The sequence below is a fragment of the Thiobacillus denitrificans DSM 12475 genome (assembly GCF_000376425.1).
Classification (GTDB): Bacteria; Pseudomonadota; Gammaproteobacteria; order Burkholderiales; family Thiobacillaceae; genus Thiobacillus; species Thiobacillus denitrificans.
Genome location: NZ_AQWL01000009.1, coordinates 33,743 through 57,139 on the forward strand (window position 1 = coordinate 33,743; position 23,397 = coordinate 57,139).

Consider the following 23,397-nt stretch of genomic DNA (forward strand, 5'->3'; position numbering starts at 1 on the left):
CTCCTAATTGGAAATCGGGGGCCGGGCCGGCTGGCACGCCGGCCGGCGGATACGCGATGAATTACACGGACAGGCGGCGGCGGGCCATGAAGCCGACCAGGCCGAGGCCGGCGAGCATCAGGGCATAGGTGTCGGCCTCGGGTACCGGAGCGGCAGCCAGGTGCAGCGTGTTGTCGGCGCCGATCCAGGCATTGACGGCAAGGCTGCCGTCCATATATTCGTTGTACACGGAAGGAAGAATGCCGAAGCCGCCGGCATCGATGCGCATGAAGCCGAGGCCGCTGGCGTAGCTGTTGTTGACCAGGGTGCCGGCGTTGCTGAAGTTCAGCATGGTTCCAGCGTTGTCCCCGAACGAGGCCTTGCCAGCCCACGCCGCACTAGCAGCGGTCACAGCGACGGAATCGGCGCCTGCCAGCTCGACGTTGACGTTATTGATGAACGTCTGAGTAGCACCGGCAGCCGTGCGGATGACATCCGAGGTCTTGGTGGTGACAGGCTCGGGCGCTGTGTAAGTGGTCAGCAGGCGGCGGGCCCCCACGGTGTCGGTCGCCATGATGTTCCACTGCAGCGCGCCGGCATTAACCACGCTGCCCAGGAAGCTGGTGAAGGTGCTGTCGGCAGTCCAGCTCATGTCGATAAAGCCGCCTTGAGCCAGCGTGGTCTGGAAAGCGTCGATGCTGACGTTCAGATCGCGGGTGTAGGAGCCGTTGGCATCCCAGATGTTGAAGAACAGTTCGCCGTTGCCGCCGGCACCGTTATCGATGGCAGCGTTGGCGGAACCCGTGGCCAGCATGGCGGCCAGCGCGATCAGTTTGAGTTTCATGTAGTGCTCCTCTTTTGAAAAAAAGACCCAGAAAGTTAGTGAAGCTTTCCGCCCCCCTGTGGGGCAGGCCTGCCGGCAAACGGCAAACCAACCGGAAATCGAGCCCGCGTGACTACGGACAGGGGGACTTTAGGGGGCGTGGATGACACCCGATGGGGAGACGAGGCGGTAAAAACTGAGCCGGATGGCTCATCCGCCGCTGCGCGGCGAATAAACCAGAGCGCCCGCGAAGCGGGCTTCAAGTCAAAAGTTACAAGTTGCAAGTTGCAAGTTTCGAGCGAAACAAACGGCTGCACGCCCTGCCACGAACATCTTGTAACTTGAATCTTGCAACTTGAAGCCCGAGCAGCGGGCGCTCTATTCCTTGTTGCGTATGGCCTGCGCGCGCAGGAAGCCCAGCCCGATCGCCTTGGCGACGGCCTGGCCGCGGGTGCGGACGACGAGTTTCTTCATCGCGTGGCGCAGGTGGTTCTTGACGGTGAGCATCGACAGGCCAAGAATGGCGGCGATTTCGTCGTTGGTCTTGCCTTCGCGAACCCAGGTGAGCACTTCGACTTCGCGCGCGGTGATGAGCCCGACGGGACGCTCGCTATCGGTGCGGGTGCGCGCTTCGTTGGCGAGCACCCGCACCAGGGTTGCCAGCAGGTGCGGCAGCAGGATGTCGAGATAGAGCGCGAGGCGGCCATCGAAAGGCACCCGCACGCGTGAAAAACTGGCGTACCCCCTGATCTGGCCGTTGATCCAGCTCATGCCGTGAAAGGCGACGTTTTTCAGTTCCAGATCGCTCAGTCGGGCATGCCAGCCACCGGCCTCGTCCTTATGCGCGGCGATCATGCGCGGCTCGCCGAAGGCCTGCCATTCCTGCGACAACTGGTTGATCAGGCCGTTTCCGGGATGAATGACGCGCTGGTAATGATCGTCCTTGAAATAGCGACAGGCGGTGAAGCGCTCGTGCAGCAGAAAACCGCTTTCATCCGCCAGTCCACACAGCAGGATTTCATGGGGAATGAGCGACTGCACCGGGCCGTGCACCCAGCTGAAAAAATGATGGCGCTGCGTCACCCGCCGCGAGGCGATCAGGATGCGCGCCAGATGGCCGCATTCTTCGTCGGTCAATTCATTGGTGTTGTGCATGGAGCTCCCCTTGGGCGGCGAGCATAGGCGTGGGCAATGACAGCGGCATGACATTTGCAGGATTCAAGATACAAGTCGCCAGGTGTTCGTGGCAGGGCTGAAAGCCGCTTGCTTCGCTTGAATCTTGCAACTTGAATCTTGTAACTTGAAGCCCGCTTCGCGGGCGCTCTGCTGTTCACACGCGCGTAACGCTGGCGGTCTATCGTCCACCAACCCCCATTCCCATACCTTCCCCATGAGCCATGAAGAGTTGCGCCTGCATCTGGATCACATCCTGGCAAACGCGCGATTGATGACCTTGCTGCAGCCGATCCTCAACCTGGTCGACGGGCGGGTGATGGGCTACGAGGCGCTGTCGCGCGGGCCGTCCAACAGCCCGCTGCATGGGCCGCAGGCGCTGTTCCGCGTGGCCGAGCAGCACGGCCGGCTGGCGGCGCTCGATTGGGCCTGCATGCGCACGGCGCTGAGGACCTTCGCGCGGCTGAAACTGCCGGGCCAGCTGTTCGTGAATCTGTCGCCCGGCAGCCTGCTCGACGCGTCCTTCGCCCCGGTCGCAGTATTGGCGGCGCTGAACGACGCAGGCCTGGCCAGCAGCCAGGTGGTGATCGAAATCACCGAAAGCGCACCCGCGATCGACTACGCGCAATTGCGGCAGGTCGTCGCCAGATTGCGCACAGCCGGGATCGAGGTGGCCCTGGACGATCTGGGCGAGGGGTTTTCCAGCCTGCGGTTGTGGTCGGAGGTGAAGCCGGCTTTCGTCAAGATCGACAAGCATTTCATTTCCGGGATACACCAGGACCCCCACAAGGTCCAGTTCGTGCGGTCGATCAAGCTGCTGGCCGAAGGCGCGCATTCCCTGGTCATTGCCGAAGGCGTGGAAAGCACGTCCGAACTCGCGGTACTGAAAGACCTGGGCATCCGTTATGCGCAAGGCTATCTGATCGGCCGCCCCTCGCCGGTGCCGGTCCGGCTGCCGTCGCGCGAAGTGCAGGCATGCCTGCAATCCGGCACGGTCAGCGTGTTTCCCATGCCGCAAAGAAATGACGGCCTGCACGTATCGGCCAAAAGGCTGGTGATGTCCGCGCCGTCGGTGAGCCCGCAGACGGCCAGCCAGGACGCGCTTGAGCTGATGATGCAGCATCCCGACCTGCATGCGGTGGCTGTGGTGGACGACGGCATTCCGGTCGGCATCCTCCATCGCCCCGCCCTGCTCGACCAGTTCATCACCCTGTACGGGCGCGAACTGCATGGCCGCAAACCCTGCCGCGACCTGATGGACGGCGACCCGCTGATCGTCGACAAGGCCACGCGCATGGCCGAGCTGTCGGAACTGGTGGTGAAAAAAGGCAAAACGGCCTTCACCCAGGGGTTCATCATTACCAGCGAAGGGCGCTACCTGGGGATGGGGTCGGGTTTCGACCTGATGCGCGAAGTGACCGAAATGCAGCTCGTCGCCGCGCGCTATGCCAACCCGCTCTCCGGCCTGCCTGGCAACGTTCCGCTCCAGGAGCACATGGAACGTCTGCTCACCAACGAACAGACCTTCGTCACCGCCTATTTCGACCTCGACCAGTTCAAGCCCTACAACGACGTCTACGGCTTCCGCCGCGGCGACGACATCATCCAGCTGCTGGCGCGGATCATGCGCGAAAGCTGCAATCCCGAACTCGATTTCGTCGGCCACATCGGCGGAGACGATTTCGTCGTGCTGTTTCAGAGTCTCGACTGGGAAGTGCGCTGCCACGGCATGCTGGCCCGCTTCGACCGCGAATGCCGGACCCTGTTCAACCCCGAGCACGTGGCAGCCGGCGGCTACCGCAGCGAAGACCGCCGCGGCACCATGACTTTCCATGCGCTGGTGTCGCTGTCCATCGGCGCCGTCCTGGTCGACCCCACCCATTTCCACCAGTATCAGGAAGTCGCGCGCGCCGCCACCGAAGCCAAGCGCATGGCCAAGCGCACCGATGGCAGCATCCTGTTCATCGACCAGCGCAGAATGCCGTCCGGGCGCAAGCTGGCATCGGATGAAAACAAGCTGGCGCCGGATGAAGACCTGCCCCTGGCGAATTGCGCCTGACGCCTGCATCGTGCGCTATCTCCGCCCGGGCTCAGTCTGCGCGCCACTGAACGGCGCAGGCCTGGGCGAGCAGGCAGGCGCGCCCAGGCGACAAAGCGCTCAGATGAAACGGCGGCGCGATACCATGAACCCGACCAGGCCCATACCCGCCAGCAGCATGACGTAGGATTCCGCTTCGGGAATCGGCGCGGCGGCCAGCGCGCCGCCGTAGCTGCCGCCGAGCGTGCCGCTCACCTCGCCGGACACGACGAACTGGTAGCCCATGGCGGCGGCCAGACTGGCGGCGATCGACAGGGTGTGGTTGATCGGCGTATCGTCGAACGCGATGACGTTGTCGGCGCTGTCCTTGAAAGCGATCATGAAATTGCTGATCTGGAATTCCTGTCCGGCGAACTGCGCAATGTCGAGGTTGATGGTGACCGCGGTGCCCACCGTGGTAGAGAGTGGCAGGATGTCGAACGTGTAGATATCGTTGATCACCGATCCGGCAGTAAAGCTGTTGCCGATGCTGACGGTCTGGCCGCTCAGGTTGCCGAGATATCCGGGCGTGGCGGCCGCGGCAGAACCCATGGCGGAGGCCAGCGAGAACGCCAGCAGCGTTTGCACGAATTTCATGAAGCACTCCAAATAAAACAGACCGATAGATATAGCGCGTGATCGACTGGCAACCGGCCGCCCGCATCTGCTGCGCTTCTCCCAAAGCTGCGCGGGTCCTGGTGTTTCCGGCCCCGCCTCGCGACGGGTGTGGCTTTTCAGTACGCAGGCAGTGTGGCGCAGCGATGTTGCAGCCGGTGGTGGCCGCGGCGCTGCGGATATGGCACGTTCGGGCCAATGGGCCGCGCCGCCATGGCATCCGGACCATGCGGGTTTGCCTGCACTGTCATATGCGCCTCATCTTGCGGGGTAAGGATGAGGCTCCGGTCAAATCAGGTGAAATGCCATGGACACGAAAAACGGGATACGCGAAGCGCAGGCCCACCCGCTGGCGGAGGAAGCACGGCACGAACCCGGCGACGCACTGCCCGACGAGCACGACGACTACGCCGAACAATGCGATTACGCCGGCTGTTATCCGTGGCTGGCGGACGTCATCCGTGCCCAGCTGCGCCACAGAGCGGCCCTCAATGGCCTGCAGGGTGACGATGCGGCCGGGGAAGACGATTTACCGTACTGGACCGTCTGACGGAATCCGCCCCGCGATACACCCGGCATCCTGCGTCCTGCACCGCCAAAAAAAGACCCGCCGTGAGGCGGGCCAAGGATGCGCGTGAACGCATTGGATGAAACTCGACCCGCGCCATCGCTGGTCAGGCGACGCCGTTCGGGCGGCTCACGCCGGGCTGGCGGCGCAGCGCGCCGCTGCCGGTTTTCGTTGTATCGCTGCCGGGTTTTACTTCCGCCTGGCTTATTTTCGCGCGGCGCGGCGACGCAGCGCCGCCCAGCCGACCAGACCCAGGCCCGCGAGCATCATGGCGTAGGTATCGGCTTCGGGCACCGGGGTGACCGCGACGGTACCCACGCTCAGGCCGGCAAATTTCTTCTCGATGAAAGCCAGCGAGACGGGGTTCGAGGTCGATGCCAGCAGCAGGTTTTCCACGGTGACGTTGAGCACGCGCGCATCCAGGGCGGACACGTTGGCCGATGCCGTCGCGGTCCAGTTGTGCGTGGGTAGGCCGGGCGTGGTCAGCGGCACCGTCGGGGCGATACCGGTCGTCATGTCGGCCAGTGGCGCGGCGACGTCGAAGACGCGAATCTGGCCGCCGACATCGACCGTGCCGCCGCTGCCAAGCAGCAGGTAATCGCCGCGCTCGACCAGATCGAGCGTGTTGAATGCGTAGCCCGAACGCGCCGTCAGCGTGACGTTGATCGTGGCATTGGCGAGGGAAAAACCCGCGCCGTTGGACGACTGCGCATCGAAGGCCGTGGGGGTGAAGTACAGCGTATCGCCGGACACGCTGGCCGGGCCGAACAGACCGAGCCAGGCGTCATCGAAGCTGAAATCGACCGTGCTTCCGGACAGGGTGACGGGGGCTGCAGCCGCACCGCCAGAGAGGGCCTGACCGAGCACGAACATGCCTGCGGCCAGAAGATTCACGCGCTTCATGATTGACTCCTTCTTGTGTGTGCAGAGTGGAAAACCTGACGCTGTCGCCCCGTCCACCTGCTGTGCGGCACGACACCCGAAAACCGTTTGGCCCGCGCTTGCGGCCGGCCCGCCTGCCTGCCGGACATCCGGCAAACAAGGCTCAGCGCACGCCGAAGGGGAAGCGAAGATCGCAACGCCACGACGGCGTGCGCATGAGACGTCGCCGAACGGACGTTCGGACGACAAGGAGCGGACGGGACGTGGGAGACGTCCGGTCCTGGCATCGATGAACGACGCCGACTGCTTTCACGCGCACTGCCTGCTGTTTTATTTACCGGGTCGGGCGCCGGTTCTGCGACCGGTCTGACCTGCCCGTTTTTTTACAAGCTGTTATCTGCCTCGCGGCCTTCTCCTGCCGGATTGCCGCGAATGGAAACCCGCGTCCAGGCGCACGCCGAACCGGAATCTGCAATGGGAATGTCCGCGCAGCACCGTTTCGGCGTGCGCGTGGGATGTCGTTGCACGAACCAACGACCACAGAATGCGGGTGCCCCCGGAGAGCGGGACGACCCTGGCGCCGATCCTCCGGCGCCTTACTGCTTTTCACGCGCACTGCTTGTTGCTTTATTGTGTACAGCTTGTCTGCCGCGGCGCTCCGAATCTGCTGTCCGGATGCTGCCTCGACTGGGGTGCATCCTACCGACCGAATATGTCAGGGCGTCGGGTTGAAACGCAGTCCTGAATGAGCTTATCGGCTCATGCAAGCACAGGATGCAGGCTGCCCGTCGCCGCCTTAAAGGTTCAAGTTGCAAGGTGCAAGTTACAAAGGGGCCGTGGCCGGGCATAAAGCCGCTCGCTCTCCTTGCACCTTGCACCTTGCACCTTGAAACTTGAAACTTGAAACTTGCACCTTGAAACTTGAACCCGCCTCATGCCGCCGATCACGCTCGCCCTCATCCTGCTGAATGTCCTGGTCTATGCGCTCGAACTTGTCACCGGGCCGGAGATCATCCGCGTCTTCGGGCTATGGCCGCCGGGGTCGGGCGGTGCGTTTCATGTCTGGCAGCTGGTCACCTACAGCTTTCTGCACGGCTCGCTCCTGCACCTGGGATTCAACATGGTCGCCATCTGGATGTTCGGCGCCGAGCTGGAACGCCGCTGGGGCGACCTGCGCTACCTGCTGACCTACCTGGTCAGCGTGGTCGTCGCCGCGATGACACAGATCGCCGTCAGCGGCTATTTCCTGCACGCCAGCGGACCCGTCATCGGTGCCTCCGGCGGCGTGTTCGGCCTGCTGCTGGCCTACGCGATGTATTTCCCCAACCGCGTCATCGTCATCATTTTCCTGCCTTTCATCCGCATCCCCGCGCGCACCTTCGTGCTCGGCTACGGCGCCGTCGAACTGTTTCTGGGGATCACCAACACCACCGCCGGCGTCGCCCACTTCGCTCACCTGGGCGGGCTGTTCGGCGGCTGGCTCAGCGTGCAGTATTTCCGCGGACGCGGACTGTTCGGCAAGCGCTGAACAGGTTCAAGTTACAAGACTCAAGATTCAAGGTGGTCGTGGCCGTGCATAAAGCCGCTCGCTGCTCTTGAGCCTTGCAACTTGAACCTTGAACCTGCCTTTCAGGCATACCCCTCCGGGTTGCCCGACTGCCAGCGCCAGGCATCCGCGCACATCCGCGGCAGGTCGTACACCGCGCGCCAGCCCAGGTCGCGCGCGGCGCGCGACGGATCGGCCCAGCATTGCGCGACGTCTCCGGGGCGGCGGTCGACGATGGCATACGGTACTTTTTTCCCGCTGGCCGTCTCGAACGCGCGCACCATGTCGAGCACGGAAACGCCGCGCCCGGTGCCGAGGTTCCAGGTATGAAGGCCGCCATGGTGCTGCAGCCGGTTCAGCGCCGCCACATGCCCGCGCGCCAGGTCGACCACGTGGATGTAGTCGCGCACCCCGGTGCCGTCGGGGGTCGGATAGTCGCCGCCGAACACGTTGAGGTGCGGGCGCCGGCCCACCGCCACCTGCGCCACGTAGGGCATCAGGTTGTTGGGGATGCCGCGCGGGTCTTCGCCGATCAGCCCCGACTCGTGCGCCCCCACCGGATTGAAATAGCGCAGCAGCGCAATATTCCAGCTCTCGTCCACGCGCGCGATGTCGCGCAGCATCTCCTCGATGAAAAGCTTGGAACGGCCGTAGGGATTGGTCGCCGACAGCGGGAAATCCTCGGTGATCGGCACCGTCGCCGGGTCGCCGTACACCGTGGCGGACGACGAGAACACCACCGACTTCACCCCCGACTCGGCCATCACCTCGAACAGCGCAATGCTGCCCGCGATGTTGTTGTCGTAATACAGCAGCGGCTTTTCCACCGACTCGCCTACCGCCTTGAGTCCCGCGAAATGCACCACCGCGTCGATCGCATGGCGGGCGAACAAAGCGCGCAGCGCCGCACGGTCGCGGATGTCGCCCTGCACGAAGTCCACCTGCCGGCCCGCGATCTGTCCCACCCGTTCGAGCGATTTCAGGCTGCTGTTCGACAGGTTGTCGAACACCACCACCGCGTGCCCTGCCGCCAGGCATTCCACTGCGGTATGCGAGCCGATATAGCCGGCGCCGCCGGTCAATAAAACCTTCAATTTCACTCCCCTGTTTATTCTCGGGCCAGCATCCCGTTTATGCAGCCAAACTATACAGCCCTGAATCGCCGACCGATTACATGGGTGGCAAGGATTCCAGTCAATACACCCAGCGTATCAGCCAACCAGTCATCCACGCCGGGCGAACGCCCCGGCAAAGCGAACTGATGCCATTCATCCCACCCGGCCAACAGCAGCCCGCCCACCAGCACCCATGGCCAGGCTCGGCGGCCCAGCCCCAGAACGAGCAGGCTGGCGAGAACCGCATACCAGGCCAGATGCGCGAGTTTGTCCCATGGCGGAGGGATCAAGCCGGCTGCCTCGGGCAGGCTGTTGCCCCACACGTACGCCGCCAGCAAAACCAGTGCTGTCAGCAATGCAAAGCGAGAGGCCGACATTTAACCGCGCCCTGACAACAACTGCCGCGCCGCGCCCACGATGAACAGCGTATTCGTCACCAGATAGCGCTTCCACAGTCGCCCCGGCTCGGAAAGCAGACGGTGCAGCCATTCCAGTCCGTTGTCGCGCATCCAGGCTGGCGCCCGCTGCACTGTGCCGGCGTGGAAATCGAAGGCCGCGCCCACCCCGATCATTACCGCCTTGACCCGCAAAGGGCTGTCATCGAGAGCCCCCTGCCCACGATGCGCCGCCATCCAGCGCTCCTGCTTGGGGCAGCCCAGGCCGACGAACACGATGCCCGCGCCGCTGGCATTGATCCGCTCCACCGCCGCCGCATCCTCATCCGGCGTCAGCGCACGGAACGGCGGCGACTCCATCGTGATGCGCAAATCCGGGAACGCCTGCCGCATGCGCCGCTCCAGCAGCGCCAGCGTCGCTTCGCTGCTGCCGTAGCAATAGACAGGCAGGTTTTCCGCTGCCGCCCGCTCGCACAGCGCCCACATCAGATCCGGCCCGCTGATGCGCGGCTGCCCGGCAAAGCCCTGGCGGCGCAGCATCCACGCCACCGGCGCGCCGTCCGGCGTCGCCATATCCGAGCCGTTGATGATGTCGCGATACCCCGCATCGCGCGACGCGCTCACCACCACATGCACATTGCAGATCGTCACATAGCGGTTTTCGCGCGCATGCGCCCAGCCGAGCAGGCGGGCCACGGCGGCGTCCCACGACAGCGCGTCGATGTGTGCGCCGAGCACGCTACCGGTAGCCCGGCCATTTACTGGTTCCATTCTGTTTCTAGTCAAGTCCATTGCCTGCAAAGCGCGCCGTCTTAGCCTTCCCCTCTTGAACCTTGAATCTTGTAACTTGCGTCTTTGGCTTGTCGCTGCTCAGCCAGCACCCCGTCATAAATCTCCATCAGGCGCCGGTAATTCACCTCGGCAGAAAACTCGGCTAGGTATTGCACTCGGGCCTTTTGCCCCATCTCCGCCATCCCCTCGGGATGTGCCAGCGCCCAAGCCATCTTGTCGGCCAGGTCGCGTGGATTTCCCGGCTCGAACAGCAGACCGGTTTCGCCATCGCGAACGATGTCGGCCAGCGCGCCGATGCGGCTGGCAATCACCGGCAAGCCGCAGGCAAACGCCTCCACAATCGTGCGTGGAAAATTCTCGTACCAGATGCTCGGCACCACCAATGCCATCGCGCGGTTCATTTCCTGACGCACCATCTCACCCGGCAGGCTGCCCAGGCAGGTCACGCCCGTCACGCCGTCCAACAAGCCCGCTTCGGGGCCGTCACCCGCCACCCGCAAAGCCGCATCGGGCAACCGCGCCATGGCCCCGGCCAGCGTGGCCACGCCTTTTTCAGGCGACAGCCGCCCCACGAAGAGCAAGCCTGCGCGCAGCGCCGGTTCGGGCGCGGCAAAGTCCACAAAATTCGGCTTCACCACCACGCGCTCGGCAGGCAGGCCGCCTTCGATGAACTTGCCCCGACAAAACTCGTTCAGCGCAATATAGCGCGCCACCTTGTTGCGATACGTCCCCAGCCCGCGATGCAGCGCCAGCATTCCCGCCAGCGCCGCCGACGCAGCATGCGACCCCCGATAGCAAGCCCGCGCCACGCCGCGCCAGGGCAGCTGCCCCATGCAGTCCTCGCACACTGTCCCATCGCGCAGAAACAGTGCGTTCAAGCACATCAGGCGGAAGTTGTGTAGCGTCTGTACCACCGGCACCCCGGCACGTGCAGCGGCCCAGTAGAGCGAAGGCGAAATTAGTGGAAACGTGTTGTGCGTGTGGATCACGTCGGGGCGAAAGCGCACGACCAGCGAGGCAAGATCATGTGGCGTGCGATCCGACCACAGTGTCTGCCGGGCAAGGGCCAGCGACGACATGCCGCCCACTTCGTCGTTGCTACGGGCATAAGTTTCCACCGCATGCCCATGCGCGCGCAGCAGCGCGATTTCCGACTCGACCACCGTGTCCTCGCCGCCGCGATGTTGATACGCGTTGTGGACGACCAGCACGCGGCACGCCATCAGCTTGCCCGCCTCGAATGACGCGGCGCCTCCAGGCAGCGCGCAATACCATCGGCAAACCGGATCGCCATGTTTTCAACGGTGTATTCGCGTGCGCTTGCGGCACAACCAGTGCGCAAAGTTTCCATTGTCCCTGCATCGCGAACTACGTTCACACAGGCTGCGACATAGGATTTCAAATCGTCCGCTGTGATCACGCCGTTGATGTCATTTTCCAGATACGCGATTTCGGGACCATGGTTGCCACAGTCGGCAGTCATCATCGGCGTCTGGCAAACAAAGGCATCCATGATTCCCAGTCCAAGTGCACCGGGGTTCAGCATTACGTGAGCCACAGACATGTAGGCGACCTTCTCGCGCCCGAATCGTGCGCCCACCCAGCGCGCCCACGGTTTGCCGTCGCACCACGCCTGCACCTTGTCTCGCTCTACTCCCTCGCCCACGATCAGCAACTGAAAATCGGGCACCACACTGCGGATGGCTTCGGAAGCCCCAAACAGGAATTCAAGCCGTTTGTCGGCGTAAAGCGAGCCTACAAACACCCCGACCGGCCCCGCACCGAAGCCCAGCGACTCGCGCAAGGCCTGTGTTTCCTCCACCTTCACCGATTCCCGCTGCCGTTGCAGTTCGGACGTATCCACCGCGTTGTTCAACACCGTGATGCGGGTATCGGGAAACCCTGCCGCCGTTACCAGCCCGGCGCTCATCTGCGTATAGGCAAACCACCAGTCCACCCGGTTCGTTGTCCAGCGCTTGAAGCGCTCCTTGAGGCCGCTTGGATTGTCGCTTTGCAGGTTGGCGCCATGTCCCCAGAACGCCAGTTTGAAACAGCGTGACGCCAACATCAGTAGGTGATTCTGGATCAGCTTGTTTTCCTGGGTGACGATCACCAGATCCGCGCCTGCCAGATGGCGCTGCACCGGCTGCCAGCACAATCGACCGCCTGCCAGATAATGCGTCGGGATCATCCTGGCCCACGGAAGTTCGCCTGCATCATTTTTTTTCTCTTCGGCTGGCGTAGCCCTCCCAACCAAAAGTTCCAATTGGGCATTACGCTCTGCAAGCGCCATCCGTAGTGCCGCAAAAAGTGGAACGCGATAGTGGGTCAGGCGTCGCTGGATAATTACGATGCGCTTCATTTGGCACATCACCTCTTCCGCAACACGCCCGGCTTAATCCGGCGTATTTCGCCCACAACAAGCTTGAAATAAGGCCAGGCAAAATAAACCAGCCATGCCAGCCCACCATGTCTGCGGGTGAAATGCTCCCATGAACGCGGGGGCAATCCCTTGCGGGACATCATTTTTCTCCAGCGAGCGGATAACGGCAGGCTGGCATCCAGGTAGGTGCCCGATGCGGGATTGTTCGAGCAGTGCCCAAAAAATCCTGGCGCGACAAATACCCGATATCCCTTTGCACGTGTACGCAGGGCGTAATCGGTATCGCCCATGGCGTGCTCGAACACGGGGTCCAGATTGCCCACTACCCGGACAATCTGCATGGGGATGAGGACCACATTGCCATTCATCGCATGGCATTCGACGGGTTCGCTTTCATGCCATACGCTCTGATAGGTAAATGGCTTCCAGCGTTTTGGCGCAATATGCCCGCCATATGTCAGCCGCCCGGTTTTACGATCGGCAGTCGAGCCCACAACCACTACTGGCTGGCCATGCTTATGCCTGAGCGCGCATTCTGTTTCAAGCAGTCTGGCAATGGAATCGGACATCAATTCGGTATCGTCGTTCAGCCACAAAATGTAGTCCGCATCGCGCTCTATGGCACGCGCCTGCGCATGGTGCATACCGCGATTCCAGAACAGAGAGCCGTCGCCAGCCATCACGTCCACCCAAGGGTACTGCTCCCGCACTGCTGCCGCCGTGCCGTCGGTACTGCCGTCATCCATCAGCACGGCATTTGGCTCAATGCCTGCCTGCCGGGTTGCTCCTTCAAACCGCCGCAGGCAGGCAAGTGTTGCTGCGCGGCGATTGAACGAAGTCATCACGACGATCAGACCGACTGGTTTCGACGGCACTGTTTTTATCACTGCGCGATCCGTTCAAATGTATAGAAAGCCGGGTTCGGGGTAGCCAGCATTCTTTCAGCGCCTGGTGCGTTTTGCGTCGCCGCAACCCAGCTCGGCACCGCCGCCTGCCGGCTTGTGATGCGCAAACCTTCCGGCAATGGCACGTCGACAGAACCGGAGTTCTTTGGATTCCAGACAATTGCAAAAGACTTCGCATTTTTCTCGCCCCAACAGACCGTTGGTCGTCCGTCCTCGATATCGCAGCGATCCGGTTTCGCACCCAGCAACCAGCGCTGCGCCAGAAGCATGGCATCGCGGGACGGATGGAAACGACCCGTGCGATCCACCATGCCGCTCTTGTCGTTGTCCCATGCGTAGTAAAAATACTTGTCCAGCCCAGCGAAGGCGCCGAGAACGATCTGTCGGACCATCATCGCTGCACCCTCTTCACGCGTTATGCGTGCAACGCCCTGCGGCAAAGGCTGTCCCAGTTCGTAAACTTCCAAGCCAGTCTCCGTATTCCATAATGGCATGCCGGCAACACCGTTCTTCTGCATCACACTGCGGACAGCCTTGATCTCCTTCAACATTCGCTCTTCGTTGCTGCCTGCATAAAAGTGATAGGCAACCGCTCGCACATAATCACGACCGCCTGCAGCCAAAAACATGTCCAAGCGATCCGTCCCATTCACAAATCCGGGCGACAACAATATCGCGGATGGGTCTTCCTCGTTTAAAACCTGACGCGCTATACGCGCCATCTCGACCATGTTTGCCACGCTCCCCGTATAAAATGCCTTGGCATCACGGTCACGCATGATATCCGGTGGGAACTTCGGCTCATTCCACAATTCGTAGCAGCAGATTCTGCCCTGATAGCGACGCGATACCGCGCGCACATACGCTCGCCAGTCCTCCATATCGCGTGGTTCTGCTGCACAGCCCTTACCATAGCTGCACGTCTCATCGGGACGCGCCGTGGCCCAAAGTGGCGTCGACCCCAGCGTGTAAAGCACCTTCACACCCCGCGCATTGGCCTCATTAACGTAATGATCAAGCCTGCTGAAGTTCCACTTGGCTGGTGCCGGTTGAACATCAGCCCACCGTGTTCGGCTATCCCATAAACGCAAATAACCAAATTGAAAGGGCGGCCAATCGGTTGGAATGGCCTGCTCGCCCGGAATGAGCTGCAGGCGATGAAAATGAATGCCGAAATAGCCTGCGTCCAGCACCCGCGGCTGGCTGGGTGATATTTTCTCTACATCCGCAAGAATTTCCGACGCCACGATAGACAGCGAGACCACCGTCGCTATCGTAAGCATCCTCCACTCCTTCATTTCGATTCAGCCATTTTGTAGCCAGGTGTCATCCCAGAGAAAACCGACACAGTCCTAGCATTTGCAGCCAGGTAGCCGATCAGAACGCCATAAAAGGCCCCTTGCAGATAAAAGCCCTGATAGGGAATGAAATAGAGCAGGTTCGCAACAAGGATAGCGAGCAATACCGAGGAGAGCGTCGTATCCGCTGAATTCGCCTGCAGACTTTCACGCACCCCTCGACGCAAGTAGTAATGCACCCACAAAAACATCAGCAAGCCAACGGTCCCCACACGCAACAGCAGCTGGATATAAAAATTGTGAGGGGAGTAGTCTTTAAAATGTCCCTGAACCCAGCGTTCATACCCCGTTCCATAAGGGTTTCCCAACACCCACTCCTTTGGACCCGCATGGGAAAAATCGCGCAACAACACCTGCCATCCCAGCAACCGATCCATGTGCGTCCCCTCGGATGCCGTAACCGAAGTGGCCGATGTTGCGATTGTTTCTGTCACACGATTAGTTGGGTTGAATGCGATCAAGCCAGCCATCAACCCAGCCAACACCAGCCCCATGCCGAGGATGGGAAAGGCCTTCGCCGATACGGCCGAACGCTCATGCCAGGCCACGATTGCAAAAGCGCCTATTGCCGCAACCCAGACCGAGCGATGTTGCAAAACCACGACCATGCCCAGCATAAAAATCGCCACAACCAATGCCGTCATCTTCGAATCGCGCAACCACATCGCGAAATACGCTGCACCGACGACCGCAAGAAAAAAGGTCGGATTGGAACCTATCACGCGGAATTCACTGCTGGCACCTGCCCACTTCACCAGTCCTTCGGACACGAATCCATACTTCAGTCCCACCCAGCGATAAACGGCAACCAGAACCACCAGCCAGGCGGTCCACTGCGCGATGCGCCAAAGCTTTTTAAGAACATCCGGGGAGTAGGTAAAGCTTGCGAAGTACAGGCCTGCCATCCAGAAATAAAAATTGGGCCGAGCCTCCACGCCTGCGGCGCTACCAAACTCCACCAACCCAACCGCCAATGAGGCAAGCAACACACCACCAAACGCAAGCCATATCCCATAAACCGCACGCCGGTGTGGAAACTCAAAAAAAAGAACCCGCATAACCAGCGCCGCAGCCAAAAGCGCAAACGCCAAATCATTGGAGGTGAGTTGAATCCCCACAGGAATAAACGGCGCCGAGACAAAAGCAGTCTCGATAAGAAAGGCCATGCCCACCATCCACGCGCCAGCTGTGACGCGCGATGCCGTCGCAATGACCATCCAGAACCCGACCAAGGCGAACAGCGCCGCAAATACAAAAGGTATCGCGGTAAATACATAGCGCAGCGTCAAGAAAAACCATTCCATTTCTGGCTTCCTCAGACTTCCAACCTGGAGCTTCGGAAAAACACGCCATCCATTTGAAGCATGCGGCCACTCGATTGGTTAACGAAACCAGGCATGACGCTCCAAAGCTCAAATCCCCTTGCCGCAAGCCATTCAATCATTGCTTTATATAAAACTTGACCTTCATATAGAGGCACAAGAGACAACTCCAGTTGAATGCCATGAACACGTGGCAGCAAGGATTCCGCACCTTCGAGAACGGGCATTTCATATCCTTGAGTATCGACCTTGAGCAGCAGCTTCCTGCTTTGTTCGATGAATGGGTGAATCACCCCATCCAGACGATTCAATGGCACTTTTTCAGTGCCGACATAGCGTGACTGAGGCGCAGCGGATTCATGCGAGGATTGCATGGGCAGGATCGAACTGCTCGTTGAATTGCCGGCGACATTGATTTCAATTTCACCGGCCGATGCGCCGATTGCCATGCGAGATGCAATTTGCCACGCGGTGTCACCCGCTGCCGCGTCTACGAGTTTTCCATGCGCCTCCGCCAGCGGCTCGAACGACAGGATGGCACCCGTATAGCCGCCCTGTCGCAGCATTTTTCCATACCCCCCGTCATTGGCGCCAACGTCCAGAATCGTATCGATCTTGTGCGTTTCAAACAGCTTGAAAAGCCGCGCGATATCCGACTGCGCAGGGTTATACCAGTTGACCTCGACGCCGGCCTTGAGAGCAAGTTCTTTGATCGAATGCAAAATCGTCATACCAATAACCTTTCTTCATGCCGGACCAGTGCTTCATGCATAACATTCTGGTAAATCAACTCATATGCGCTGATCACACGATCTGCGGTAAAGCTCTCCTGAACACGTATGCGCGCTGTTTTCACATAGCTCTTATATGCCACTGGACTTGAAAGCAGGACCAACATCGCATCCTTCATGGCAACTGGCGAGGTCACATCGGTAACCTCCCCCCCCTCACCAATCACCCAGGGCACGGCCCCGCTTGACTGCCCACCCACTACCGGCACGCCCAGCGACATTGCCTCGGCAATCGACATGCCGAAGGTTTCTTCCAGCGACGGGTGCAGCAGCAAATCGGATTCTGCGAGTTTGGCGAGCAATTCCGGGTAAGACTGTGGCCCCATGAATTGCACGCCATTGGTCAAACCTTTTGACTTGGCCCAGGATTCGGCCTTACCACCCACGCCATAGTCGTTGCCCATGATGCAGAGTTGGGCACCAGGTATTTGACGGCGCAACAGAGAAAAGGCGAGTAACGCTGGCTGGGGATTTTTGAGTGCGCCCCAGCCGTTGAGCACCATGGCAATGCGCGGGTGCGTGGGATTGTATTGCCGGGTGGATGCGACAAGATACGCCGAGTGTTCCGGCAATGGATTGGGCACGACAGTAATCGGAACGCGCGCGTAGCTTTCGAGCTTTTGCTTCAGATAAGGCGAAACGGCAGTGAGATATTGCGCCTGTTTCAGTACGCGAAGCGCCATGAAATAACGCACCAAGCGATAAGGATTGGGCGAGTACCTCAAGACAACCTGCGGCGCATCGTGACACGTGACCAGATTGGGAAGATTGCTTTCCAATGCCCCTAGTGCGAACTCATAGCTCCAGTGGGCATGCACCAGATCAGGCGCATCGTCCAGCATGGCCTGGCTGAGCGCGGCACGCTCGTGCCTGAAAGCATCGGCAGCGCGCCCCCAATGCCCTTGACTGAAGCGAAACGCACGCGGACGCACAGGACAGTAGGTGATTTTGAAGCGGTCGCCGGCAGCGGTGACACGCTTCGACAGCGGCACATCGGCCGAAGTGGTGTAGGAAAATATATGATGGCCACGTTCAAGCAACGCCCCGATCAACGTGCCGAGCAAGGGTGCACCAGCGTAGCCACGCGGTAGTCCGGAGCTCTTGCCATCGACAAATTGGGCAATGCTTTCGGTGGAAATTGGGCCTGCGATACCGATACGCATGATTAGCCCAGACCCGTTTCCCGCTCGGAAAACAGCTCATCCTGGATGATTTCCAGGATGTCGCCATAAACCCTGTCTGCATGGAAATGGCGCCGCATGTGCTCGGCGGCGGCCATGCCAAGCTCGATGCGCTTTTCTACAGGCATGGATAGCAGATACAACGCGATGTCGACCGCTTCCTGCGGCGAGTGAAACCAGTACAAACCCGGAATGCCGCCATAGACCACTTCATACCCACGCTGGTGGTTGGTGAGGAAGGGCACGCCATTGGAAAGGCTAATGACCAACCGGTCAGACGAGTTCATGGGCAAGCCGGGAAAATGATCCCAGGATATGCTCATCCAGGCACTGCGCGTCATGTCGCGTTGCTGGACATAGGGTATCGACCCGCGCGCGTAGGGTTTGCCACGCCAGCCAGCCCCCCCTCCATAAACGGCAAAGCGATCGCCCAGCATATTGTGGAACGTGTTCGCCAATTGCTTGCGCTGCCTCCCCCCGGGCAGATATAAGCCGGGGATGCGTTTGATGCTGTGTAGATTGGCGATCATCACGGCATCCAGCGGGCGCTGCCGGGTCGGTTCCCATGGCAGGCCAAAGCGCTCATCATCGTACGAGTTGTGCGAGAACCGGATTCGCGAAGCACCAGCCTTGCGGGCGGCTTCGGCAAGGTAACCGAGACCGACAAGAAAAGCGAGATCCGACGCACCCATGACCGCCTTCAATGTCGAATCCAGCGGCTTGACGATCTGCCCGTAAGGGTCGCCCTCCCACACTACAAGCTTTGGCTTGCTCGGGGTCGCCTTGAGCTTCTGGAAAAAAACCGGGTCGGCCGGATACGTATTGTTCATGTGCTGAACAAAAATCACGTCAGGCGAAAATTCGCGTGCGGCATTTAGCAAATCTTCCAGTGCGCGACGATGGCCACCCAATGCTTTGTCACGCACCAAATAGGAATAAGCCTGATAAGCACCGAGTTTGCCTTCGGCCAATGCTCGCTCGAATGCGCGACGCGGCCCGACCTGATCGCCTTCGGTTCCTTCGTTTGGCAGGTAAAACAAACGCAGAGAATGTTTCATGCTTGTTTGGTTTTAGTTTGTTCTGGAAACGATGATGAAACGGCCCAAGTAAGGGAGGCGCTGAGCCAATTCTTCCATGACAGCCAATCGTCCAAGCGCCCTTCTGCTTAGCCAGGAAACACCTAGTAGCGCCAGCCCTCCCGCAGCAATCTCAAGCAACAGATGAAGCAAAATCGGCACTTCGGCCGGCAGGACATGCGCCGCGATCCAGATTACGCCAAATGAGACCACGCCGGACAGCAGGGCGATCGAAAGTATCAGGCCAAACTCGCGTATTGGCGGCTGCAACAGCCGGACAATCAGCCATGTCATCAATGTGAAACGCGTCCATTCAGCCACGACGATGGCCGCCGCAACGCCCAACACGCCATAGGGCAGCAGTATCGCGAATGCCACAATTTGCATTGCGAGCACAGTCGCCTGTACTCGCAATTTGGATTTGAGCTGCCCCATGGCATCAAGGGTGATGCCAACCAGATGTGACAGATATTGGGGCGCTACCGCCAGTGCAAGCATTTGCAGGATGGGGATAGCTTCCAGCCATTTTTCGCCGAGCAGCACCCAGACGATGTCGGGTGCAGCCGCGATCATGCCGAGCGAGACAGCAAATGCGTAGCTGCCTATGATCAGTGCACTGACCTGCAGGCTGGCAATCTGCCGCTGGTTGCCCAGCCGGCTGATGACGGGAAAAAGCGCGCGCGTGATGATGTTGGCGGGCTGTTGCACCGGCAGGTTACTCAACAGGGAGGCGCGCCCATAGATGCCCGCCGCCGCGGGCCCGAAGAACTTGCCGACGATGAGCGAATCGAGGCTGCCGCTCAGGAATTCGATGAAGCCGATAAGCGAGTAGCGTGCCCCAAAACAGAAGAAGTGGGCGCGCTGGTGTTTGTGATGGCGCCAGCCGAATTCGTGGCGACTGAATAGGTAGGACAGGCTTGTACTAAGGATGCTTTGCGACAGCACGGCCCCCACCAGCGCCCACACGCCGAAATCCAGATACGCCAGGGTGATGCCGACCAGGCCATAACCCAGCACGTAGGCAATGATCTCGACGATGGCGACATGCTTGAAACGCATCTCGCGACGCAACAGACTCAAGGACACGGCTGACAAACCGCCCAGCAGGAAATTGACCGACAGGGCTTGAATAACCGGTTCCAGCATCGGCATGACGAAATAATCGGCGATAAAAGGCGCGGCGATGATTGCGATGATGGTGCAGATTGCCGAGATGCCGAGCGATACGCTGAGCGCGGCACGTACGTCGCCATCGGTGAGTTCGGGTTTCTGGATGAGCGCGGGCCCGACACCCAACTGCGCAAAGTACGTCAGAAAACGCAACATGACATTGGCGATGGCGATCAGTCCGAAGTGCACCGGATCGAGCAGGCGCGCCATGACGGCCATGAACACCAGTTGGAACAGGACGTTCACGACCGTGGACAGCCCCCCCCATCCGATGCCGTGGAGGGTTTTGCCGAGGGAGCTAGCCATGACGAAGCATTCCCCGCCCTGCAGGTACTACGGTTCTGCGGTGGGCGGGTGTCATGGTCATGCGTTTGCCGCGATGAAATCCCGGTACGCCGCAGCCAGCCCGTCCCGCATGGTGGTTGTGGCCTGCCACCCCATGGCATTCAGCCGCCCCACGTCCATCAGCTTCCTCGGCGTGCCGTCCGGCTTGCTGGCATCGAATTCGAGCCTGCCCGCGTAACCCACGGTGGCGGCCACGGCTTCTGCAAGCTCGCGAATGCTGAGGTCGTGCCCCACGCCAATGTTCATCAGCGGCGCCAGGCCGTCGTTGCGGTCCTGCCCCAGCAGCGAAACGAACTTGTCATCCGGCAGGTTCATCAGGTAGACGCAGGCGTCGGCCATGTCCTCGCTGTAGAGGAATTCGCGCTTCGGCGTGCCGGTTCCCCACACGGAAACAGCAGGTTCAAGTTGCAAGTTGCAAGTTGCAAGGAGGCGGTCCTTGAGGTCCTGGGGGATGGGGCCGTTTTTGGCTTCGTCCTGCTCGATGGCGGCCCAGTTGCGCTCGGATGCGAGCTTGGCCAGATGAAACTTGCGGATCATGGCCGGGATCACGTGCGAGTTCATCAGGTTGTAGTTGTCGCCGGGGCCGTACAGGTTGGTGGGCATCACCGCCAGGTACTGGGTCTGGTACTGCCGGTTGTAGGCCCAGCACATTTCGATGCCGGCGATCTTGGCCAGCGCGTACGGCCGGTTGGTCGGCTCCAGTTCGCTGGTCAGCAGGTGCTCTTCCTTCATCGGCTGCGGCGCGAGCTTGGGGTAGATGCAGCTGGAGCCGAGGAACAGCAGGCGCTTCACCTCGTTCCTGTATGCAGCGTGGATGATGTTGGTCTGGATGGCGAGGTTGTCGCGAATGAATTCGGCAGGATAGATGTTGTTGGCGTGGATGCCGCCGACCTTGGCCGCGGCGAGGAAGACGTAGTCGGGTTTTTCCTGCTCGAAGAAGGCTGCGACGGCGGCCTGGTCGGTGAGATCGAGTTCGGCGTGGGTACGCGTCAGGAAGTTCGTGTAGCCCTTGGCGCGCAGGTTGCGCATGAGCGCGGTGCCCACCAGGCCACGATGGCCGGCGATGTAGATTTTAGAATCCAATTTCAAGTTACAAGTCCCAAGTTACAAAACTCAAGTTACAAAACTCAAGTTACAAGATTCAAGTTACAAGTCTCAAGGGAGGCCTGGAACTTGCGATCTGAAACATGCTACGCATATCTTTTGCACCCAAATTGAGGTCACAGTTTGTGATCTCGAAACCATCCGGTGCTCCGAAGGCATCATCGGTTGCCAGTTCATTCCAGCCAGGTGGTCACAACTCGTGACCACCTGGGTCTGTGTACTGCTACATTGCAGAGGTTGCAGGTCCAGGCACTTCCCTTGTAACTTGCAACTCAATTCTTCTGTGTCCTGATTGTCTGCATCAATCCATGCAGCATGCGCGAGATTTCTTCTGCTTCTTTGATCCACTGCATACCTGTATCGCGCTCGATGTAGCCAATATCAATGCCAATATAAATTTGCGTCCTGAATTCGCCTGCAGAACCCTTCGCATAATTCAGGAAGTTGGTCGTTTCCTTTGCCGGCTCACGCTCATAACCTTCAGCAATATTGGATGGAATCGACAACCCAGCCCGCGTAATCTGATCGCAAAACCCAAAATCTTTAAGATCTCTCAGCGATTTATACAGATCCGCACTCAACCGTGCCGATCGCTTCCAAACTGCCAGATCCTCAAACCGGGCCAAGGTCGCTTCCTTGAAACTTGTTACTTGTAACTTGCAACTGCTTTACTCGTGATAATCCATGGCCTTGTAGCCGTGCTTCTTCACCAGTTCGTCACGCTCTGCAGCTTTGAGATCTTCGCGCACCATCTCGGCGACGAGCTCGTCGAAGCTGATCTTCGGCGTCCAGCCGAGCTTGTTCTTGGCCTTGCTGGGGTCGCCCAGCAGGGTTTCGACTTCGGTGGGACGGAAGTAGCGCGGATCGACGGCGACGATGCATTTGCCGTGGGCATCAAAGCCCTTCTCGTCCACGCCCTGGCCTTCCCAGCGGATTTCCATTCCAAGCTCCTTGGCGGCGGCGTTGACGAAATCCCTGACCGAGTACTGCACGCCGGTGGCGATGACGAAATCCTCGGGTTTGTCCTGCTGCAGCATCAGCCACTGCATTTCGACGTAGTCCCTGGCGTGGCCCCAGTCGCGCTTGGCGTCCATGTTGCCGAGGAAGAGGCAATCCTGCAGACCCAACTTGATTCTGGCCAGGGCGCGGGTGATCTTGCGGGTGACGAAGGTTTCGCCGCGGATCGGGCTTTCGTGGTTGAACAGGATGCCGTTGCAGGCGTACATGCCGTAGGCTTCGCGGTAGTTGACGGTGATCCAGTAGGCATACAGCTTGGCCACCGCATAGGGGCTCCGCGGGTAGAAGGGGGTGGTTTCCTTCTGCGGGGTTTCCTGCACCAGGCCGTAGAGTTCGCTGGTGGACGCCTGGTAGAAGCGGGTTTTCTTTTCCAGGCCGAGGATGCGGATGGCCTCCAGTATGCGCAGCGCGCCCAGGGCGTCGGAGTTGGCGGTGTACTCGGGTTCCTCGAAGCTGACGGCGACGTGGCTCTGCGCGGCAAGGTTGTAGATTTCGTCGGGCTGCACCTGCTGGATGATGCGGATCAGGCTGGAGCTGTCGGTGAGGTCGCCGTGATGCAGGATGAACTTGCGGCCGGTCTCGTGCGGGTCCTGGTACAGGTGGTCGATGCGGTCGGTGTTGAACAGCGAGGTGCGGCGCTTGATGCCGTGCACTTCGTAGCCCTTGCCCAGCAGGAGTTCGGCAAGGTAGGCGCCGTCCTGGCCGGTGACGCCGGTGATGAGTGCTTTTTTGGTCATGGTATTTCCGTCTGGTCCCAAATAATTAGAGCAAATCCGTCAA

The 23,397-nt window shown here is 60.2% G+C and carries 22 protein-coding genes; 3 read left to right on the forward strand and 19 right to left on the reverse strand.

Translation table 11 applies throughout. The features are described from left to right. Positions 1-61: 61 nt before the first annotated feature. Positions 62-823: a PEP-CTERM sorting domain-containing protein gene (locus B059_RS0113745; protein WP_018078830.1), complete on the reverse strand. Its 762-nt coding sequence runs from the start codon at positions 821-823 to the stop codon at positions 62-64. A 357-nt stretch (positions 824-1,180) separates the two neighbouring features. Then, positions 1,181-1,957 carry an XrtB/PEP-CTERM-associated transcriptional regulator EpsA gene (gene epsA / locus B059_RS0113750; RefSeq protein ID WP_018078831.1) on the reverse strand — a complete coding sequence of 259 codons (777 nt, stop codon included), beginning with the start codon at positions 1,955-1,957 and terminating at the stop codon, positions 1,181-1,183. 235 nt (positions 1,958-2,192) lie between these two features. Here epsA and B059_RS0113755 point away from each other — a divergent pair, with 235 nt between their 5' ends. Beyond that, entirely contained in the window at positions 2,193-4,034 is a 1,842-nt protein-coding gene (locus B059_RS0113755; RefSeq protein WP_026177530.1) for a GGDEF domain-containing protein, read from the forward strand. 99 nt (positions 4,035-4,133) lie between these two features. Here B059_RS0113755 and B059_RS19970 read toward each other — a convergent pair whose 3' ends face one another. Next, a complete protein-coding gene (locus tag B059_RS19970; protein WP_018078833.1) occupies positions 4,134-4,649 on the reverse strand; it encodes an FxDxF family PEP-CTERM protein in 516 nt (171 codons plus the stop codon). 325 nt (positions 4,650-4,974) lie between these two features. Here B059_RS19970 and B059_RS0113765 point away from each other — a divergent pair, with 325 nt between their 5' ends. Further along, a complete protein-coding gene (locus B059_RS0113765) occupies positions 4,975-5,217 on the forward strand; it encodes a hypothetical protein (protein WP_018078834.1) in 243 nt (80 codons plus the stop codon). 222 nt (positions 5,218-5,439) lie between these two features. Here B059_RS0113765 and B059_RS0113770 read toward each other — a convergent pair whose 3' ends face one another. Continuing rightward, the gene (locus tag B059_RS0113770) at positions 5,440-6,138 is read right to left on the reverse strand and encodes a PEP-CTERM sorting domain-containing protein (protein WP_018078835.1); all 699 of its coding nucleotides are present in this window, start codon (positions 6,136-6,138) and stop codon (positions 5,440-5,442) included. A 913-nt stretch (positions 6,139-7,051) separates the two neighbouring features. Between B059_RS0113770 and B059_RS0113775 the strand changes: the two genes are divergently transcribed. Then, on the forward strand, positions 7,052-7,645 hold the full coding sequence (locus B059_RS0113775) for a rhomboid family intramembrane serine protease (RefSeq protein WP_018078836.1): 594 nt from the start codon (positions 7,052-7,054) through the stop codon (positions 7,643-7,645). Between the two features lie 101 nt (positions 7,646-7,746). On the opposite strand, the gene galE is transcribed toward B059_RS0113775, so the two are convergent. The 15 genes from galE to gmd form a co-directional block, all read right to left on the reverse strand. After that, complete coding sequence (galE, locus tag B059_RS0113780; RefSeq protein ID WP_026177531.1) at positions 7,747-8,757, reverse strand: UDP-glucose 4-epimerase GalE; 1,011 nt, start codon at positions 8,755-8,757, stop codon at positions 7,747-7,749. A gap of 50 nt (positions 8,758-8,807) precedes the next feature. Continuing rightward, complete coding sequence (locus tag B059_RS19135; RefSeq protein ID WP_018078838.1) at positions 8,808-9,155, reverse strand: VanZ family protein; 348 nt, start codon at positions 9,153-9,155, stop codon at positions 8,808-8,810. Beyond that, complete coding sequence (locus B059_RS0113790; RefSeq protein ID WP_038058851.1) at positions 9,156-9,944, reverse strand: WecB/TagA/CpsF family glycosyltransferase; 789 nt, start codon at positions 9,942-9,944, stop codon at positions 9,156-9,158. It abuts the gene before it with no gap. 41 nt (positions 9,945-9,985) lie between these two features. After that, positions 9,986-11,188 (reverse strand): glycosyltransferase family 4 protein, encoded by a 1,203-nt coding sequence (locus B059_RS0113795; protein WP_018078840.1) that lies wholly within the window; start codon positions 11,186-11,188, stop codon positions 9,986-9,988. Beyond that, positions 11,188-12,327 (reverse strand): glycosyltransferase family 4 protein, encoded by a 1,140-nt coding sequence (locus tag B059_RS0113800; RefSeq protein WP_038058864.1) that lies wholly within the window; start codon positions 12,325-12,327, stop codon positions 11,188-11,190. The genes B059_RS0113795 and B059_RS0113800 overlap by 1 nt, the downstream gene beginning before the upstream one ends. 8 nt (positions 12,328-12,335) lie before the next feature. Further along, positions 12,336-13,235: a glycosyltransferase family 2 protein gene (locus B059_RS0113805; RefSeq protein ID WP_026177532.1), complete on the reverse strand. Its 900-nt coding sequence runs from the start codon at positions 13,233-13,235 to the stop codon at positions 12,336-12,338. Continuing rightward, positions 13,232-14,536: a glycoside hydrolase family protein gene (locus B059_RS0113810; RefSeq protein ID WP_018078843.1), complete on the reverse strand. Its 1,305-nt coding sequence runs from the start codon at positions 14,534-14,536 to the stop codon at positions 13,232-13,234. The genes B059_RS0113805 and B059_RS0113810 overlap by 4 nt, the downstream gene beginning before the upstream one ends. An 11-nt stretch (positions 14,537-14,547) precedes the next feature. Next, complete coding sequence (locus B059_RS0113815) at positions 14,548-15,915, reverse strand: O-antigen ligase family protein (protein WP_018078844.1); 1,368 nt, start codon at positions 15,913-15,915, stop codon at positions 14,548-14,550. Between the two features lie 11 nt (positions 15,916-15,926). Continuing rightward, positions 15,927-16,664, reverse strand: a complete 738-nt coding sequence (locus tag B059_RS0113820) for an FkbM family methyltransferase (protein WP_018078845.1) — start codon at positions 16,662-16,664, stop codon at positions 15,927-15,929. Beyond that, positions 16,661-17,887 carry a glycosyltransferase family 4 protein gene (locus tag B059_RS0113825; RefSeq protein ID WP_018078846.1) on the reverse strand — a complete coding sequence of 409 codons (1,227 nt, stop codon included), beginning with the start codon at positions 17,885-17,887 and terminating at the stop codon, positions 16,661-16,663. Before B059_RS0113825 ends, B059_RS0113820 begins: the two co-directional genes overlap by 4 nt. A gap of 2 nt (positions 17,888-17,889) precedes the next feature. Continuing rightward, positions 17,890-18,963, reverse strand: a complete 1,074-nt coding sequence (locus B059_RS0113830; RefSeq protein ID WP_026177533.1) for a glycosyltransferase family protein — start codon at positions 18,961-18,963, stop codon at positions 17,890-17,892. 12 nt (positions 18,964-18,975) lie between these two features. Next, the gene (locus B059_RS0113835; RefSeq protein ID WP_018078848.1) at positions 18,976-20,457 is read right to left on the reverse strand and encodes a lipopolysaccharide biosynthesis protein; all 1,482 of its coding nucleotides are present in this window, start codon (positions 20,455-20,457) and stop codon (positions 18,976-18,978) included. 57 nt (positions 20,458-20,514) lie between these two features. Beyond that, a complete protein-coding gene (locus tag B059_RS0113840) occupies positions 20,515-21,525 on the reverse strand; it encodes a GDP-L-fucose synthase family protein (RefSeq protein ID WP_245538807.1) in 1,011 nt (336 codons plus the stop codon). A 347-nt stretch (positions 21,526-21,872) separates the two neighbouring features. Then, positions 21,873-22,226: a four helix bundle protein gene (locus B059_RS0113845; protein ID WP_018078850.1), complete on the reverse strand. Its 354-nt coding sequence runs from the start codon at positions 22,224-22,226 to the stop codon at positions 21,873-21,875. 42 nt (positions 22,227-22,268) lie between these two features. Next, a complete protein-coding gene (gene gmd / locus B059_RS0113850) occupies positions 22,269-23,354 on the reverse strand; it encodes a GDP-mannose 4,6-dehydratase (RefSeq protein ID WP_018078851.1) in 1,086 nt (361 codons plus the stop codon). Between the last annotated feature and the right edge of the window lie 43 nt (positions 23,355-23,397).